The following is a 16,824-nucleotide window of genomic DNA, read 5'->3' as shown; positions in this document are numbered from 1 at the left end:
GCCCCGCTCAGACCGGCGTGACCGCCTCGACCAGCCAGCGCGAGTCCGACTTGGTCAAGGCGACGCGCACACGGCTGCCGGTGGTGGTGCCCTGCGGAGTGTCCTTGCTCGTCATCACCTGGTTGAGGAACAGCAGGACCTGCGCGTGCGAACGATCGGCGGAGATGACGCCGCCCGCCTGCGTGGTCGCGGTGACGGTGAGCTGCTTCTCCTTGGCGCCCGGCGCGATCTGCTTCTCGATCAGCGTCAGGTAATCCGCGCGGAAATCGCCGGTCAGGTTGTCGGCGGACTTCGGCAGCTCGGTGTCCACGGTTTGCGGGGTATAGGTGAACATGGCCTCGACGGTGCGCCCCGCGGTCGCGACCGCGTCCTTGCGCGACTGCTCGGCCTGCCGGTCGTCCCAGTAGCGGTAACCGTTGACGCCGCCGATCACCGCGGCCGCGGCGACCACCACCCCGAGCAGCGCGAGCAGGATCTTGCCTCGAATTCCATTCATGCTGTTCCCTTTCCGGCATGAACGGGGCCCTCCGTGGTCACGCTCCGCTGCCGCCTCCGGGCCTGACCGTTCATGCTGTGTCCTCTCCGGCATGAACGGGGCCCTCCGTGGTCACGCTCCGCTGCCGCCTCCGGGCCTGACCGTTCATGCCACGAACTCCACGTCGGATACGGTCAGCCCGGATTCGCCGCGGGACACCGTGACTCGGAACCGGTAGTACCTGGTCTGCGGCTCGGCTTGGCCCGCGTTGGTCAGCGACTGCTTGGCGGCGACCAGGACCCGCCCGGAGCGGTCGTCGTCGCTCTCCAGGGCGGCCTCCACGATCTCGCCGGTGGAGACCACCTTGGCCTGCTGCACGATGCTGGTGAACGGATCGACCCGGCCGTCGAACTCGGTCTTGAACTCACCGGAGGCCAGCGACAGGATCCGGTCGATGTCCTGCTTGGCCGTATCGGCGCGGATCGTGGTCAGGTTGACGATCGCCTGCCGGGCGGTTTCCACGTATTCCGCGCGGCGCTCGTCGCGTTCGTGCGTCGAGCGCATCGCGAGCACCGAGAGCGTCGCGCCGCAGACGAGCGCGATGACCAGCAGCGCGGCGGCGGCCATCGCGAGAATGCGCGCGACGCCGGGGCCTCTGCTCGGGGTGGTCTTCAGCTCGGTGGACGACGCGCCAGAGGCCGGCTCGGCAGCGACTTTCGTCATGGTGACCGTCGCCTTGCCCGCGTCAGCGGTCGCGTCATCCGTGGCCGGTACCGGTGTGCCCGGGGTGTTCGACTCGGCCTCATCAGAATGCGGCTCGTCCGAGGCGGCGGTTCCGGTCACGCGGGCAGCGGACCCCTCGGCGTTCGTGGCCTTGGCATCGTCGGCAGCGGCGACCTTCGCGCCGTCGGAGGCCGCGGCCTTCACCTCGTCAGCAGCCGCGACCCTCGCGCCGTCGGAGGCCGCAGACTTCGCCTCATCAGCAGCCGGAGACTTCGCCTCGTCGGCGGCTGCGATCTTTGCGCCGTCGGAGGCCGCGGCCTTCACCTCGTCGGCAGCCGCGACCTTCGCGCCTCCAGAGGCCGCGGCTTTCACCTCATCAGCAGTCGGAGACTTCGCCTCGTCGGCGGCTGCGATCTTCGCGCCGTCGGCAACCGCGACCTTCGCATCGTCGACAACCGCGACCCGCGCGTTGGGGTCGGTCGCGTTCTCCTCGACCGGGGGTGGTCCGGCCGAGCGCACCGCACGCCGTCGCGAGCGGTGACCTGCTCCCTTGCTCTCACTCATCGTTGCTGCTCCTCGAGCATCGCCTGCCAGCTCGACGGTACCGTTCCCGAACCGCCCGGTCCGATATCGCCCTGTCGGTACGTACGCCCGTCGGTACCGATGTACACGCCGGTGTCCGGGTCGTACGCTCGCGCGGCGGCTGGAGTGCCACCGCCGTAACTCGCCGGGGCGACGGCCGGAGGCTCATCCCCGGATGCCGCCGCGGGCGCGACCGGTTGCGGCGGCCCGAACGGCGGGTTGTCGCCCAACGGAACGTACCCGGTCCGGCACAGTTCCGGCGTGGGGGCGCGCACACCGGGCAGCTCGGCGCACGGCGTGTTGCGGATGCCGCGCACCGCCTCGGGAGCGTCCTGCGGCACCTTGCAGTACAGGCCCGGTGGGGTATCCGGGGTGTCGTACAAGCTCGGCGAGCGCCGCTGGTCCGGCGGGAGGAAGCCGGTGGTGCACGCGGGCGGGTCGTTGACCACCGCCATGAAGTCGACCAGGGCGCCGTACTCGAGTGGACCGCGGACCGCGGTCAGCAGCGCGGCGACCAGCGGCGGGTAGATCACCAGGATCTGTTCCAGCCCGGCGTGATACGTGACCGCGACCTGGCCGACGCTGACCAGGTTGGACAGCAGCAGCGGCAGCGTCGGGCGCAGATCGTCGAACAGGTTGGTCACCCGCTGCATGCCGGACGGGCCCTCGCGCAGCACACCGCGCAGCGCCGGGTCGTGGCCGCGCAGCTGATCGGTGACGGTGGCCAGATCTGCGGTCCAGGAACGGATCGCGGCGTCCGAGCGGGTCTGGGTGTCCAGCAGCGGCCCGAGCTGGTCGAGCAGCTGTTTGGTGGGTTCCGCGTTGGCCTGCGCCTCCTGCACCAGCAGCGACGCGGAATCGATGAACCGCTGCAGGTCCGGACCCGCGCCGTTGAAGGCGAGGAACGCCTCATCGATGACCTGCCGCAGCCTGGTGTCCGCGACGCTCGACAGCAACCGGTCGGCCTGGTCGAGCAGCGCGCCGACGTCTTGCGGCAGCTTGGTGCGTTCCACCGGGATCACGCTGCCGTCGCGCAGGTTCCCGCCCGTGCGCTGCTGGGCGGGCACCAGGTCCACGTATTGCTCGCCGACCGCGGAGACGCTGCGCACCCACGCGTCGACGTCGGAGGGGATCTTGTAGTCGCTGCCGATGGACAGTTTCGCGTCCACGCCGACGGGTGTGAGCCGGACTTCCTTCACCACGCCGACATTCGTGCCGCGATAGGAGACGTTGGCCGTCGGGTAGAGACCCCCGGTCGCGGCCAGTTGCACCGTGACCTCGTAGCGGCCGATGCCGAACATCGCGGGCAGCTTCACGTATGTGCCGCCCATGACCACCAGGCCGATCACCGTCAGCACGGAGAAGATGATCAGCTGGGTACGAACGAAACGGGTGAGCGTCACTGTCCCGGACCCCCTTGCGGCGCGGTGTTGCCCGGCATCGGCACGGTCAACCCGGGTATGGCGGGCAGGCCGGGTATCGGCGGCAATCCCGGAATGGACGGGGCGGGCGGACTCGACTCGGGAGGCGGCGCCTGCAACGGACCGGTGGCGGGGTCACCATTCTGCGCGGCCGTGCCCGGCGCGAAGCTGCCGAGGGCGCCTTCCACGCCGCCGAATCGTCCGCCCAGCGGCGTTCCGGTGAGGAAGTTCGAGTCCAGCCTGCGTCCGGTGATGTCCACGGTCATGAACAGATTCAGGTAGTCGCCTTTGATGGCGTGGTCCAGGTTCTTCATCGGGAACGGGAAGGTGGCCAGGATCTTCAGCGCCTCGGTGAGGTTGTTGCCGGTGTCCGACAGCGCCTTCAAGGCGGGCACCAGGCTGTCCAAGTTGGCTTTCAGGTCCTCGCCGCTGGCGGCGACGATGCGCCGGACGACGTCGCTGAGCTCGCCCAGCGCGCTGAGCGCCCTGGTGATGTTCGCCCTGCGGTCGGCGAGCACGGTCAGCGCCGGATGGATCTGCTCGATGGCCGCCGCCACCACGTCACGCTGCTGCGCCAGCTGACCGCCGAGCCGGTCCAGCCCGCTCATCGCGGCGATGATGTCGCCGGTCTGACGGTCCAGGTTGGTGGTGAGCTCGTTCAGCTGTGGCAGCAGATCCCGGATGGCGTCCTCCCGCCCGGTGAGCGCGGAATTCAACTCGCGGGTGATGGTTTCCAGCTGCGCCACGCCACCGCCGTTGAGCACCACCGACAGCGAGGACAGCACCTGCTCGGTGGTCGGGAAGATCCCGGCTCGCGCCAGCGGGATGACGTCGCCCGCCTTCAGCTGACCTTCGGGGGCCTGATCCGCCGGTGCGGCGAGTTCGAGATGGTTGGACCCGAGCAGACTGGTCTGCCCGATCTTGGCCACGGCGTTCGCAGGCAGCCGCACGTCCGGGTTCAGCGTGACGGTGACCAGCGCGTGCCAGTCCTGCACCTCGATCTTCGAGACCGTGCCCACCGTCACGTCGTGCACCCGCACCGGGGAATTGCGGGTCAGCGTGGTCACGTTCGGCATCTGGATGCGCACCTGATAGGAGCCGGGCGCGGTGCCCTCGGTGCCGGGCATCGGCAGCGAATTCAAGCCGTCCCACTGACAGCCGGAGACGCCCAGCGCCACCGCCAGCCCCACCGCGACGACGGCGGTGCGGCGCATTCGCCGCGTCGGCGTCATCGCACTCCTCCCGGAATGGCCAGTCCGGCGATGCCGTCGGGCACGCTCACCGGCGCGGGCTGCGGCTGGGCCGGAGTCTGGTTCGCCACGCGCCCGGCCAAACTGGGATCGGTGTACACCAGCTGATCGGGGAACGCGGTCACGCCGCTGGCCGGGTTGGTCATGATCGGCACGTAGTTCATGCTCAGGCTGTTGATCACCGGCGCCAGGTACTGCGCGCACAGGTCGGCGCTGCGATCGGAGTCGTTGGTCTCCAGCGCGCGCACCGAACCGCACAGGAAACCGAGCGGGTCGGCCGGGTTGTTCAGCGCGATCGCGCCGGTCAGGGTGCCTTGGGCCGGTTTGTAGATCTGGTAGAAGTTCACCAGCGCGGTCGGGCCGGAGTGCAGTACCCGTTCCAGTTCCGGCCGTTTGTCGACCAGGACCTGGGTGGCGTCGGCCAGCCGCTGCACGCCCTCGGTGAGCTCGGCGCCGCTGCCGTCGATGAACCGGCGCACGTCGACGATCGCCGCGTCCAGGTTGTCCAGCCCCGCGCCGAGGTCGGTGGAGACCCCGGCCAGCACCGAGGACACCGACGCCAGCCGTCCGCCGAACTGCACGATCTGCTCGTTGCTCGCCGACAGCACCTCGACGAACTTCTGCAGGTTGCGCACGGTGCCGAACAGGTCGGTGCGACCGTCGGACAGCGTGCTCAACGTGGCCGACAGCTCCCGCAGGGTGTCGCGGAACCGCTGCCCGTTGCCGTCGAGGTTGTCGGCGGCGGTGTCCACGAAGCGGCCGAACGATCCCTGCTTGTCGTCGCCGACCGGGCCGAGCGCGGTTGCCAGCTTGGACAGCTCCGCCTTGATGTCGTCCCACTCGACCGGCACCGCGGTGTGCTCGATGGGGATCACGCTGCCGTCGGCCAGCTTCGGGCCGCCGGTGTAGGCGGGCGCGAGCTGGATGAACCGCGCCGAGACCAGCGAAGGCGAGATGATCACCGCCTTCGGATCGACGGGCACGTCGACGCCGCGATCGACGGTCATCGTCACCTTCACCCGGTCGGGGCCGGGTTCGATCGCGTCGATCCGGCCGACCTTGACACCGAGCACCCGCACGTCGTCGCCCGCGTACAGGCCGGACGTGGACGAGAAATACGCGGTGACCTTGGTGGTCCCGATCCGGGTCAGCCCCGTCCACGCGACGGCGACCACGAGGGCCGCGACGACCACTCCGGCCAGTAGCAGCGCCCATCGGGGCAGTTTCCGTATCGCGTTCATGCCCGGGCCTCGCTGACGCTCTGCTCCGGCGCGACCGCGCGGGCGGCTGTGCTGTCGGTTCGCTCGCTCATCGCGGCGGCTCCTGTATCGCGGGTTCGATCGACGGGGGCGGCGTGAGGTAGCTCTGCAGATCGTTCGGCAGGTGCTGCGGCCACACCAGCGCGTCCACCAGCGGCTGGAGCGTCTTGCTCGCGGCGTTGATCACGTACGCCTGGAAGTAGGGGCCGCTGCCGACCTGTTCGCCGAGAGCGGCGGCGAACGGGCCCAGCCCGTCCAGCGCGTCGGCGAGGTTCTGCTTGTTGCGCTGCAACAGCGCCACGACCGAATTCAGCTTGTCCAACGCCGGTTTGAGCTGCGCCTCGTTGTCGGCGACCAGACCGGACAGCTGCTGGGCCAGCCCGTTGACGTAGACGATCAACTGTCCCAGCGCGGTGCGCCGCCGGTCCAGCTCACCGAGCAGTTCGTTGCCGTCCAGCAGCAGCGCGTTGATCTGGTTGCCGCGGTCGGCGAGGATCCGCGTGACGTTCTGCGCCCGCTTCAGCAGATCCGTCAGCGCTTGGTCGCGCGCGTTGATGCTGCGCGAGAGCGCGGTGACGCCGTCGAGCGCCGAGCGCAGCGGCGCCGGTGTGTCGGCGAACGTCGCCGACAGCACGTCGAGGGTCTGGTCGACCCGGTCCATGTCCAGCTCGTGCACGGTGCCCGCCAGGTCGCTCAACGCCTCGTTGAGCGAATAGGGCGAGGTGGTGCGCTCGAGCGGGATGGTGTCGTCGGTGCGCAGCGCTCCGGGACCGGACGGCGAAACCTCCAGTGACTTGCGCCCGAGCACCGTGTTGGTCTTGATCGCCGCGGAGGTCTTCTCGCCCAGCACGATCGACTCCGCCAGGGTGAACCGGACGAGCACCTTCGCTCCGTCCAGGGCCACGTCCTCCACCCGCCCGGACCGCACACCGGCGACCTGCACCGGGTCGCCGGGGAGCAGCCCGCCCGCGTCGGCGAAGTAGGCGGTGAACGTCGTGCCGGAGCGGATGAACGGCAGCCGGTCGAATTGCAGTGCCGACAGCGCCACCGCCACCGCGAGCACGAGGCCGACGATGCCGATGGTGATGGCGGGTGATCGCTGCTCGTTCATCGGTTGTCCGCACACCTTCCGGTCGTCTGCGCCCCGGGCAAGTTGATCTTCATCGTCTGTCCGTTCGGGCCGTCCACCAAGAAGTTCGTCGAGCAGACGTAGAGCTGGAGGAACGAGCCGTAGGCGCCGATGCGGATCAGCTGGCGATAGGTCGACGGCAGCCGCTCCAGGACCCACTGGACCGTGTCCGACCCGGCGTCGAGATTCGTGGCCAGGCGTCCGGTCTGCTCGATGGTGCCCCGCAGATCGGGGCGGGCCTGGGCGAGCAGGCCGGTGAGGTCGCCGGTGGCTCCGGCGATCCGCGGGATCGCGTCGCCGATCTGGTCCTTGTCGGCCGCCAATCCGCTGATCAGCCGCTGCAACTCGGCGATCGTGGTGGCGAACTGGTCGCCGCGCTGATCGATGGTCTGCAGCACCGCGTTCAGGTTGTCGATCACGCTGCCGATCAGCGCGTCGCGGTCGGCCAGCGTCTTGGCGAAGGACCCGCCGGTGTTGAGCAGGGAAACCAGCGTGCCGCCCTGGCCCTGGAAGATCTGCAACAGCGCGTTGGTCAGGTCGTTCACCTGGCCGGGGTCCAGGCCGCGCAACAGCGGCCGGAAACCGCCGAGCAGCATGTCCAGGTCGAGCGCGGGCGCGGTCTGCTCCTTGGCGATGGTGCCGCCGGGCTGCAGCACGCGATTCGAGCCCGGTCCTTCGGACAGCTCGAGATAGCGGTCGCCGACCAGGTTCTCGTATTTGATCGCCGCACGCGTACTGGTGAGCAGCCGGTACTTACGGTCGACGTCGAACTCGACGTGCGCCAGGTAGTCCTTGCCCACCTTCACCGAGGTGACCGAGCCGACCGGCACGCCGGCGATGCGAACTTTCGCCCCCGGCAGCACACCGGAGGAACTGGTGAACACGGCGTGATAGCCGTTCTCCCGTGCGAAGCGCATCTGGCTGAACACGACCGCGAGGCCGGCGAAGATCAGCGCCATCACGAGGGTGAAGATGGCCAGTTTGACGGTGGTCGCGGTGTTCTTCACGGGCGCGGCACCCCCGGCAGTCCGGCGAACAGGAGCTGGAAGATCTTCGGCGGGTTGACCGTCAGCGTCGTCGACGGCGTGTACACATGCCCCTCCGAGGTGTCGGTGACGACGTAGTCGGCGTGGCTGCCCGGTACCCGGTCCAGCAGGCCCGCGCACTGCGGGCCGCCGGTCGCGTTGACCTTGGGCAGGTCCTCCGGGTAGGTGTACGGCTTCGCGCCGTACATGAAGCCGGTGTTCAGTGCCACGCCTTCCTGTAGACCGCCGAAGACCGCCTCACCCATCGGCAGCGCCTTGCCAAGGCCGCCGATCAGGCAGTACAGCGCGGGCGCGTAGTCCTCGAGCAGCCCGGTGGTCGGGCGAAGCAGATCCAGCGCCGTACCGAGCTGGTTCTCGTTCTCGCGCAATACCGAACCGGTCGTGTCGGCCAGCCCGACCAGGTTCACCAGGACGTTGTCGAGGCTGTCGCGCTCCTGGTCCAGGGTCTGGCTGGTGACCGTGAAGTTGTCCACGGTGCGCAGCAGGTCGTTCACCGTGTCCGCGTACAGGTCGGTGACCTCGCCGGTCTTCGCCAGATCCTGTTGCAGCGTGGGCAGATACGGGTTGATGTCGCGCAGGTAGGCGTCGCTCTGCTCCAGCAGTGCGCCAAGCTTCTCCCCGCGGCCCTGCAGTGCCGTGCCCAGGGCCGACAGCGTCGCGTTCAGCTTCTCCGGCTCGATCTTGGCGAGCACGTCCGACAGGTGCTGGAACAGCGTGTTGAACTCGACGGTCACCCGCTGCGCGGTCAGCGTCGCGCCCGGCCGCAGCGGCGTGGACGACGGCTGCTGCGGGACGACGAAGTTGACGTACTTCGCGCCGAAGACCGTCGTGGACCTGATGTCCACGTCCGCGTTGGACGGCACCAGCCGCAACAGATCCGGATCGAGGTCCAGTTTCAGTCTGGCGCCCTCGGCGGTGTGGTCGACGGACGCGACCCGCCCGATCTCCACCCCGCGCACCTTCACCTTGGCGTCCGGGTCGAGGACCAGCCCGCTGCGCGGGGCGTCCACCGTCACGGTCGCCGTCGGCGTGAACCCGCCGACGAACATGATCAACGCGACCGCGACGATCGCGACCATCGCAAGGACCATCGCGGCCCCGGCCAGCTTCAGGCCGAGCCCGCCGCGCAGCGCCTGCGCGAGGCGGCTTTCCGTTTGCTTCGATTCCGCCATGTCGCTTATCCGGAGAGATGGAAGTTGCCGGAGGTGCCGTAGATGGCCAGCGAGACCAGCAGGGTCACCGTGACGACCGCGACCAGGGAGGTCCGCACCGCGTTGCCCACCGCGACACCCACGCCGACCGGTCCGCCCGCGGCGTTGTAGCCGTAGTAGGTGTGGATCATCATGATCGCCAAGGACATGAGGATCGCCTGGGCGAACGACCACAGGATGTCGGTCGGGATGAGGAACGTGGAGAAGTAGTGGTCGTAGACGCCCGCCGACTGCCCGTAGATCACCACGGTGGCGAACCGGCTGGCCAGGAACGAGGCGATCACCGCGAGCGCGTAGAGCGGGACGATCGCGATCATCCCGGCCAGCACGCGGGTGCCGACCAGGTAGGGCACCGGGCGGATCGCCATCGACTCCAGCGCGTCGATCTCCTCGGCGACCCGCATCGCGCCCAGTTGCGCGGTCGAGCCCGCCCCGATGGTGGCGGCCAGGCCGATGCCGGAGATCACCGGCGCCGCGATGCGCACGTTGATGAACGCCGCGAAGAAGCCGGTCAGCGCCTCGACGCCGATATTGCCCAGCGAGCTGTAGCCCTGCACGGCGATGGTGCCGCCCGCGAAGAGGGTGAGGAACCCGACGATCACCACCGTGCCGCCGATCACCGCCAGCGCGCCGGTGCCCATGCTGATCTCGGCGATCAGCCGGATGGTCTCGGTGCGATAGTGCAGCAGCGCGCGCGGAAGGGATCCGAGCGCCTGGGCATAGAACACCGCGTGCTTGCCCACCGAATCGAGCGAGTCCGACATCCGGCGCATTCGCCGGATCGTGCGGGGGAAGCGGGATTCGATTACGAAGGCCATCGCGTCACCGGGCCGTGAACTTGATGCCGACGGCGGTGACCACCACGTTCACGACGAACAGGGCCATAAAAGCGAAGACTACGGTCTGATTCACCGCATCACCGACACTCTTGGGTCCACCTTTGACATTCAGGCCCAGATAACAGGCGACCAGTCCGGCGATCAGCCCGAACAGCCCGGCTTTCACCTCCGAAATGATCAGCTCGGGCAGATGGGTGAGCAGCGTGATGCCATTGACGAACGCGCCGGGGTTCACGTCCTGCAGGTACACCGAGAACAGAAATCCGCCGACGATGCCGATGGTGCAGACCAGGCTGTTGAGCATCAGCGCGACGAACATCGAGGCGAGCACCCGCGGCACCACCAAGCGCTGTACCGGATTGATGCCCAGCACCCGCATGGCGTCGATTTCCTCGCGGATGGTGCGTGCGCCCAGGTCGGCGCAGATCGCGGTGGCGCCGGCCCCCGCGACGATGAGCACCGTGACGATCGGCCCCACCTGGGTGACCGCGCCGAAAGCCGCGCCGGCGCCGCTGAGGTCGGCCGCGCCGATCTCGCGCAACAGAATGTTCAGCGTGAAGCTCACCAGAACGGTGAACGGAATGGCCACCAGCAATGTCGGCACGATCGAGACCCGCGCGATGAACCAGGACTGGTCGATGAACTCCCGCCATTGAAAGGGCCTGCGCACGCTGGAGCGTGCGACATCGGCGGTGAGTTCGAAGAATCCACCGACGGCCCGCAATGGCACGGCAAGGACCTCGTTCATCCGCGATCCTCCTTGCTCAACCGGCCCACACAGCACACGGCGCGTATCAACCGTGGCCGCACCGCCGGAACGATTAGAACATGTTCACCGTGTTGCCGGTAGCACTTTTCACACATTTGAAGTGCAATTTTTCGAAAAATCGGCATATAAAATTGGAACCGGTGTCATCGAGTAAAGATCCCACCTTTGTGAGGTGCGACATAACCCGTCCCTATGTCTACCAAGCACCGATCCCATGATCAACAGTTGGACAGCTGATCAGTAACGCACCGGCGGCAAGCCGCCGTCACTCAACCCAGCTCGATCAGCGAAGATGCCGAGAAGGTCCGCCCTTCCGGACGGTCGGCGAAGTAGCCGCCCAGCGTGTCGGCGAGGTCTTCGGCCGACCACTGCCCCGAGCCCGCGTCGAACCGGCGCTCGACGACCGGCGCCGCCATCAGCGCCACCATCCCCCCGTAGACGACGAACAGTTGCCCGTTGACGGCGTCCGCCGCGGGCGATGCCAGGTAGGCAACCAACCGGGCCACATGATCGGGCGACAGCGGGTCGACCCCACCCTCCGGAGCGGGACTGAACACCGCCTCGGTCATCGCGGTTCGCGCACGCGGCGCGATCGCGTTGGCGCGCACACCGTAGCGGGACAGCGCCCGCGCGGCCGAGAGGGTCAGCGCGGTGATGCCCGCCTTCGCCGCCCCGTAGTTGGCCTGCCCCTCCGGGCCGAGCAATCCGGCCTCCGACGAGGTGTTGACCAGCCTGCCGTAGACCGGCGCGCCCGCCTGCTTCGACTTGCCGCGCCAATAGGCGGCGGCATTGCGCGACAGCAGGAAGTGACCGCGCAGATGCACCGCGAGCACGGCGTCGAAGTCCTCGTCGGACATGTTGAACAACATCCGGTCGCGCGTGATGCCCGCGTTGTTGACCACGATGTCGACCGACCCGAAGGACTCCTCCGCGGTGCGGATCAGCGCGTCGGCGGTCGCGCGCTCGGCGATACTGCCCGCGACGAACTCCGCCTTGGCACCGAGCGCCCGGATCGCCCCGAGCGTGTCGGCGACCGCCTCCGACTCCGAGAGGTCGTTGACCACGACCGACGCGCCCGCTCCGGCCAGCGCGAGCGCCTCGGCCCGCCCAAGTCCGGCGCCGCCGCCGGTCACGATCGCTACTCGGCCCGCCAGGCTCAGATCATTGCTCACGCGGCCGACTCTAGAACGTGTTCCAACTTACGGCAAGGGTGGTTCACTGCAGCCGTAGCGCCGCCTTGGGGCACTGCGCGACGGCGTCCTCGACATCGGCGAGCCGATCGGAGGGCACGTCGGCCTCCGCGATGTGCAGTACGTCCTCGTCATCGAGTTCGAACACGTCGGGGGCGATTCCGACACAGATTCCATTCGCTTCGCACTGGTCCGGATCGACACTGATCTTCATGGCAACTCCTTTACCGCCGCTACGGCCGAAGCCTAACAAGCCGAGCCGCTCCACCGGAGCGTCATCGGGGGGATTCGCTATCAATACTGGAACATGTTTCAGTCCATATGCAATGATCGGGGGAACCCGATCCCACTGACCATCCCGATGAGGTTCATGCCATGCGCATTGCGTACACGCCGCAACAGGAGCAGCTGCGCGCGGAGCTGCGCGACTACTTCGCGCGGCTCATCACTCCCGAACGCAGGGAGGCCCTGAGCGCGCAGACGGGCGAGTACGGGCAGGGCAACGTGTATCGCGAGGTAGTCCAGCAGATGGGCCACGACGGGTGGCTCGCGCTGGGCTGGCCGAAGGAGTACGGCGGCCAGGACCGACCCACGATGGACCAGCTGATCTTCACCGACGAGGCCGCGATCGCGGGCGCGCCGGTGCCGTTCCTCACCATCAACTCGGTCGCGCCCACGATCATGCACTACGGCAGCGAGGAGCAGAAGAAGTTCTTCCTGCCCAAGATCGCGGCCGGTGAACTGCACTTCTCCATCGGTTACTCCGAGCCGGGTGCGGGCACCGACCTGGCCAGCCTGCGCACGACCGCGGTGCGCGACGGCGACGACTACGTGATCAACGGCCAGAAGATGTGGACCAGCCTGATCGCCTACGCCGACTACGTCTGGCTGGCGGTGCGCACCGATCCGACGGCCAAGAAGCACAAGGGCATCAGCATGCTCATCGTGCCGACCACCGCCGAGGGCTTCTCCTGGACGCCCGTGCACACCATGGCGGGGCCGGACACCAGCGCCACGTACTACCAGGACGTTCGAGTGCCCGCGAGCGCGCTGGTCGGCCAGGAGAACGGCGGCTGGGCGCTGATCACCAACCAGCTCAACCATGAGCGCGTCGCGCTGACCTCGGCCGCGCCGCTGGCGCTGGCGCTGCGCCAGACCGTCGAGTGGGCGAGCGAGACCAAGGCGAGCGACGGCTCCCGCGTGATCGACCGGGAATGGGTGCAGCTCAACCTGGCCAAGGTGCACGCCAAGGTCGAATACCTCAAGCTGCTGAACTGGGAGATCGCCAGCCGGGCCGACGCGGGCGGCGACGCTGCCCCGCGGCCGTGGGACGCCTCGGCGTGCAAGGTGTACGGCACCGAACTGGCCACCGAGGCCTACCGGTTGCTCATGGAGGTGCTCGGCCCGCAGGCCTATCTGCGCCAGGACTCCCCCGGCGCGCAACTGCGCGGACGCCTGGAGCGGATGCACCGCGCCGCGCTCATCCTCACCTTCGGCGGCGGCACCAACGAGGTGCAGCGCGACATCATCGCCATGACCGCCCTCAAGCAGCCTGCCGCGGCGCGCTGATCGAAAGGGACACCACGATGGATTTCACTCCCACCGAAGCCCAGCTCGATCTCGGCCGGCTGACCGGCGAGGTGTGCGGGAAGCTGGTCACCGCCGACCGGCTGCGCGAACTCGACAGGGCGGGAGCCGACACCGAGCGATTCGACCAGCCGCTGTGGACCTCGCTGGCCGAGACCGGTGTGCTCGCGGCGGCGCTGCCCGAGTCGGTCGGCGGCAGCGACCTCGGCGCGCTCGAGCAGACCGCAATCCTGCGGGAGCTGGGCAAGCACCTCGCGGCCGTGCCGTACCTGTGGTCGATCGTGCTCGGCGCGGGCGCGCTGGCACGGTTCGGCGATGCGGCACAGCGGGATCTGGCCACCCGGGCGGGCGCGGGCACCGCCATCCTCACGGTGGCGCTGACCGAGGAGCGCAACTGGGAACCCGCGACGCCGACCACCACCGCCGTCGAGACCGGCGACGGCTGGCGGCTGACCGGGGCCAAGACCACCGTGCCGTTCGCGAACCGAGCCGAACGAATCCTGGTGCCCGCCACGACTTCCGGGACGCCCGCCGTGTTCCTGGTCGATCCCGGGGCCGCGACGGTGACCGCGCAGCAGGTCGTGGACCGCAGCCCGGAGTTCGCGGTCGAGTTCACCGACACGCCCGCCGAATTGCTCGGCACCGTCGCCGACGGCGCGCGGATCCTGGACTGGCTGCTCACTCGCGCCTGGCTGGGCCTGAGCGCCGCGCAGCTCGGCACGCTGGAACGGGCGCTCGAGCTGGTCGCCGAGTACGCCAGGGAGCGCGAGCAGTTCGGCAAGGCGGTCGGCAGTTTCCAGGCCGTCGCGCAGCGGCTCGCCGACGCCTACATCGACATCCAGGGCCTGCGCCTGGCGGTGACCCAGGCGGCCTGGCTGCTGTCGGAGGACCTGCCCGCGGCCGAGGCGGTGCACACCGCCAAATTCTGGGCCGCCGACGCGGGCCACCGCGTGGCGCACACCGTCGTCCACGTGCACGGCGGCGTCGGCATCGACCGCGACCACATCGCGCACAACTACTTCACCGCCGCCAAACACAACGAGTTCGCCCTCGGCGCGGGCACCGACCACCTGCGCGCCCTGGGCGCGCTGCTGGCCGGAAACCCGACCTGACGAAGGCACTGTGCGATCGATTCCATCAGCGCGGCAGCCTTTTGCCAGATGTCGGGGTAGGCATCCTGTCCGAAGACACTGGACTGCGGTCGGGCCAGAGCGGAATCGAGCAAGCCGTAGTCACGCACCGCTGGAGTACCCAAGCGTTTCGCGAGATGCAGCAGCTCCGGCAGCGTCAGGTACTCCATCAGGCGAGCCTCCGGTTCAGCTCCTCACTAACGCGCAAGACGTGATCGGCGGCCTCGTTGAAAAGCCTGGAACGCTCATTGATCGCCTTGATAACGGCATCATGGACGAATTGCTGCATACTGCGCCCCTCCGCCTCCGCGCGTTCGCGTAAGGCGGCAAGTTCCTGGTCGGAGAATCGAACGTTCAGGCCAGCCATAGGACCGTAGTACCGCGTGGTACCAGCCGATACCGCCGCTTCCTCATATGGCCGGAATCGATGTCAGGTAGCGCTGGAGGGTGGGGCCGACCTCGGCGATGATCTGCTCGCGGGTGAGGGCGACGACCGGGGGCAGGCGCAGGACGTAGCGGCACAGGGCCAGGCCGAGCATCTGGGTGACGATCAGTCCGCTCCTGCGCGGGGCGTCGGCGGGATCGCCGAAACGCAGGACCGCGGGCAATATCTGCTCGGTGAAGATGGCGCGGACGCGCTCGGCGACGGCCTCGTCGGTGATCGATGAGCGCAGCAGAGTCAACAGCACCTCCTTGTTCGGCTGCTCTTCCCAGACTTCGAAGAAGCGGCGCACCAGCAGCTCGCCCAGGGTTTCCGGCTCCGCGGCGGCAAGGTCGGGCAGATCCAGCCGGACGTCCACCGCGGCTGCGAAGAGCCCGTCTTTGCTGCCGAAGTACCGCATGACCATGGACGGGTCGATGTCCGCGTCCGCGGCGATGGCGCGGATGGTCGCCTTGCGGAAACCCTCGGCGGCGAACCGTGCGCGGGCCGCGTCGAGAATCGCCGCACGCGTCGCGTCCGAGCGGCGAGCGGGGGCTTGATCAGGCTGAACGGTCATGCCAACAAGTGTAGGCCAACAATTGTTGACTTCCTAGTCCATGCGGCGCTACGGTTATGCCAACAAGCGTTGGCCTACAAACGTTGACTTGAGGAGTTCCGATGAACGCCACCCCGAACCCACTGCCCGCCGCAACCTCCGTCGTGATCGTCGGCGCGGGTCCCGCCGGGCTCACCGCCGCCATCACGCTGGCCGACGCGGGGGTGGATTTCGTCCTGCTGGACCGGCTGAGCGAAGGCGCGAACACATCCCGGGCGGCGGTCGTCCACGCCAGGACGCTGGAAGTACTCGAGGGACTAGGCATCGCGGAGGAACTGGTCGCCACGGGTGACGTCGTCGCGCGTTTCACCATTCACGACGGCGGCCGCACGCTGGCCACCATCGACTTCGACGGCCTTCCGACGCGGTACCCGTACACCCTGATGACGCCGCAGGACACCACCGAGGCGGTGCTGCTGAAGCGGCTGCGCAAGGCGGGTGGCGACGTGCACCGCCCGTACACGGTCAGCCGGGTCACCGAGGAGGACGCGGGCGTCACCGTCGCATACACCGATGCCGCGGGTACGCCCGGCAGCATCCGCGCCGACTACGTCATCGGGACCGACGGCATGCACAGCGTCGTCCGCGAGCAAGCGGGCATCGGGTTCACCGGCGCCACCTACCCGGAATCCTTCGTGCTCGCCGACGTGCGGATGGACTGGCCGATCGCCCGCGAAGAAGTGGCCCTGCACCTTTCACCGGAAGGCGTCACCGTGGTCGCGCCGCTGCCCGACGAGAACGAGCCGAACCGCTTCCGTGTGGTCGCGACGCTGGAGACGGCGCCCGAGCACTCGACCGTCGAGGACGTCCAAGCCCTCTTGGACGCCCGCGGCCCCGGCGGCGCGGTGCGGGTTCACGAGGTGCTGTGGAGCTCGCGTTTCCGCGTGCACCACCGGGTCGCCGACCGGTACCGCAGCGGCCGCATCCTGCTCGCCGGCGACGCCGCTCACGTGCACAGCCCCGCGGGCGGCCAGGGCATGAACACCGGCATCCAGGACGCCGCAGCCCTCGGCCCCTTGCTGGTGCGAGTGCTCGCGGGCGAGCCGGACACTCTGCTCGACGACTACGAAGCCACCCGCCGCCCGGTCGCCCTCGGCGTCGTCTCCTTCACCGACCGCATGACCAGGATGGCAACCCTGCGTCAGCGCCCCGCCCGCGCCCTGCGCAACCTGACCC

Annotated in this window: 17 protein-coding genes; 3 read left to right on the top strand and 14 right to left on the bottom strand. The window is 68.6% G+C overall.

The features are described from left to right. Positions 1-7: 7 nt before the first annotated feature. From HOV91_RS10505 to HOV91_RS10450, 12 genes are all read right to left on the bottom strand, one after another. Positions 8-496 carry a h domain protein gene (locus HOV91_RS10505; RefSeq protein WP_174185268.1) on the bottom strand — a complete coding sequence of 163 codons (489 nt, stop codon included), beginning with the start codon at positions 494-496 and terminating at the stop codon, positions 8-10. Between the two features lie 144 nt (positions 497-640). After that, positions 641-1,762 (bottom strand): Rv1363c family protein, encoded by a 1,122-nt coding sequence (locus HOV91_RS10500; protein WP_174185267.1) that lies wholly within the window; start codon positions 1,760-1,762, stop codon positions 641-643. Continuing rightward, complete coding sequence (locus HOV91_RS10495; RefSeq protein WP_174185266.1) at positions 1,759-3,183, bottom strand: MCE family protein; 1,425 nt, start codon at positions 3,181-3,183, stop codon at positions 1,759-1,761. The genes HOV91_RS10500 and HOV91_RS10495 overlap by 4 nt, the downstream gene beginning before the upstream one ends. Then, complete coding sequence (locus HOV91_RS10490; protein WP_174185265.1) at positions 3,180-4,433, bottom strand: MCE family protein; 1,254 nt, start codon at positions 4,431-4,433, stop codon at positions 3,180-3,182. Before HOV91_RS10490 ends, HOV91_RS10495 begins: the two co-directional genes overlap by 4 nt. Further along, on the bottom strand, positions 4,430-5,692 hold the full coding sequence (locus tag HOV91_RS10485) for an MCE family protein (RefSeq protein WP_174185264.1): 1,263 nt from the start codon (positions 5,690-5,692) through the stop codon (positions 4,430-4,432). Before HOV91_RS10485 ends, HOV91_RS10490 begins: the two co-directional genes overlap by 4 nt. Before the next feature lie 67 nt (positions 5,693-5,759). Continuing rightward, the gene (locus HOV91_RS10480; protein WP_174185263.1) at positions 5,760-6,821 is read right to left on the bottom strand and encodes an MCE family protein; all 1,062 of its coding nucleotides are present in this window, start codon (positions 6,819-6,821) and stop codon (positions 5,760-5,762) included. Beyond that, entirely contained in the window at positions 6,818-7,846 is a 1,029-nt protein-coding gene (locus HOV91_RS10475) for an MCE family protein (RefSeq protein WP_174185262.1), read from the bottom strand. Before HOV91_RS10475 ends, HOV91_RS10480 begins: the two co-directional genes overlap by 4 nt. Further along, positions 7,843-9,057: an MCE family protein gene (locus HOV91_RS10470; RefSeq protein WP_174185261.1), complete on the bottom strand. Its 1,215-nt coding sequence runs from the start codon at positions 9,055-9,057 to the stop codon at positions 7,843-7,845. Before HOV91_RS10470 ends, HOV91_RS10475 begins: the two co-directional genes overlap by 4 nt. A gap of 5 nt (positions 9,058-9,062) precedes the next feature. Next, entirely contained in the window at positions 9,063-9,914 is an 852-nt protein-coding gene (locus HOV91_RS10465) for an MlaE family ABC transporter permease (protein WP_174185260.1), read from the bottom strand. A gap of 4 nt (positions 9,915-9,918) precedes the next feature. Then, complete coding sequence (locus HOV91_RS10460; protein ID WP_174185259.1) at positions 9,919-10,683, bottom strand: MlaE family ABC transporter permease; 765 nt, start codon at positions 10,681-10,683, stop codon at positions 9,919-9,921. A 290-nt stretch (positions 10,684-10,973) separates the two neighbouring features. Then, complete coding sequence (locus tag HOV91_RS10455) at positions 10,974-11,876, bottom strand: 3-oxoacyl-ACP reductase (RefSeq protein ID WP_174185258.1); 903 nt, start codon at positions 11,874-11,876, stop codon at positions 10,974-10,976. A 43-nt stretch (positions 11,877-11,919) separates the two neighbouring features. Next, the gene (locus tag HOV91_RS10450) at positions 11,920-12,108 is read right to left on the bottom strand and encodes a ferredoxin (protein WP_174185257.1); all 189 of its coding nucleotides are present in this window, start codon (positions 12,106-12,108) and stop codon (positions 11,920-11,922) included. A gap of 161 nt (positions 12,109-12,269) precedes the next feature. Here HOV91_RS10450 and HOV91_RS10445 point away from each other — a divergent pair, with 161 nt between their 5' ends. Next, the gene (locus HOV91_RS10445) at positions 12,270-13,463 is read left to right on the top strand and encodes an acyl-CoA dehydrogenase family protein (protein WP_174185256.1); all 1,194 of its coding nucleotides are present in this window, start codon (positions 12,270-12,272) and stop codon (positions 13,461-13,463) included. Between the two features lie 17 nt (positions 13,464-13,480). Then, on the top strand, positions 13,481-14,593 hold the full coding sequence (locus tag HOV91_RS10440) for an acyl-CoA dehydrogenase family protein (RefSeq protein ID WP_174185255.1): 1,113 nt from the start codon (positions 13,481-13,483) through the stop codon (positions 14,591-14,593). 187 nt (positions 14,594-14,780) lie between these two features. Here HOV91_RS10440 and HOV91_RS10435 read toward each other — a convergent pair whose 3' ends face one another. Further along, positions 14,781-14,978: a hypothetical protein gene (locus HOV91_RS10435; RefSeq protein WP_174185254.1), complete on the bottom strand. Its 198-nt coding sequence runs from the start codon at positions 14,976-14,978 to the stop codon at positions 14,781-14,783. A 43-nt stretch (positions 14,979-15,021) separates the two neighbouring features. Continuing rightward, positions 15,022-15,609, bottom strand: a complete 588-nt coding sequence (locus HOV91_RS10430; protein WP_174185253.1) for a TetR/AcrR family transcriptional regulator — start codon at positions 15,607-15,609, stop codon at positions 15,022-15,024. A gap of 101 nt (positions 15,610-15,710) precedes the next feature. On the opposite strand from HOV91_RS10430, the gene HOV91_RS10425 reads away from it, so the two are divergent. Further along, positions 15,711-16,824, top strand: a 1,114-nt coding sequence (locus HOV91_RS10425; RefSeq protein WP_174185252.1) for an FAD-dependent monooxygenase, incomplete at its 3' end; no start/stop codon positions are given.

The sequence above is a fragment of the Nocardia barduliensis genome (assembly GCF_013315795.1).
Taxonomy (GTDB): Bacteria; Actinomycetota; Actinomycetes; order Mycobacteriales; family Mycobacteriaceae; genus Nocardia; species Nocardia barduliensis.
This window is presented reverse-complemented; position numbering and strand designations above follow the sequence as displayed.

Coding starts and splice junctions, on each gene's coding strand:
- HOV91_RS10500 (WP_174185267.1), bottom strand. CDS start 1,762: ATGAGTGAGAGCAAGGGAGCAGGTCACCGCTCGCGACGGCGTGCGGTG.
- HOV91_RS10430 (WP_174185253.1), bottom strand. CDS start 15,609: ATGACCGTTCAGCCTGATCAAGCCCCCGCTCGCCGCTCGGACGCGACG.
- HOV91_RS10445 (WP_174185256.1), top strand. CDS start 12,270: ATGCGCATTGCGTACACGCCGCAACAGGAGCAGCTGCGCGCGGAGCTG.
- HOV91_RS10480 (WP_174185263.1), bottom strand. CDS start 6,821: ATGAACGAGCAGCGATCACCCGCCATCACCATCGGCATCGTCGGCCTC.
- HOV91_RS10435 (WP_174185254.1), bottom strand. CDS start 14,978: ATGGCTGGCCTGAACGTTCGATTCTCCGACCAGGAACTTGCCGCCTTA.
- HOV91_RS10460 (WP_174185259.1), bottom strand. CDS start 10,683: ATGAACGAGGTCCTTGCCGTGCCATTGCGGGCCGTCGGTGGATTCTTC.
- HOV91_RS10485 (WP_174185264.1), bottom strand. CDS start 5,692: ATGAACGCGATACGGAAACTGCCCCGATGGGCGCTGCTACTGGCCGGA.
- HOV91_RS10465 (WP_174185260.1), bottom strand. CDS start 9,914: ATGGCCTTCGTAATCGAATCCCGCTTCCCCCGCACGATCCGGCGAATG.
- HOV91_RS10450 (WP_174185257.1), bottom strand. CDS start 12,108: ATGAAGATCAGTGTCGATCCGGACCAGTGCGAAGCGAATGGAATCTGT.
- HOV91_RS10490 (WP_174185265.1), bottom strand. CDS start 4,433: ATGACGCCGACGCGGCGAATGCGCCGCACCGCCGTCGTCGCGGTGGGG.
- HOV91_RS10505 (WP_174185268.1), bottom strand. CDS start 496: ATGAATGGAATTCGAGGCAAGATCCTGCTCGCGCTGCTCGGGGTGGTG.
- HOV91_RS10470 (WP_174185261.1), bottom strand. CDS start 9,057: ATGGCGGAATCGAAGCAAACGGAAAGCCGCCTCGCGCAGGCGCTGCGC.
- HOV91_RS10440 (WP_174185255.1), top strand. CDS start 13,481: ATGGATTTCACTCCCACCGAAGCCCAGCTCGATCTCGGCCGGCTGACC.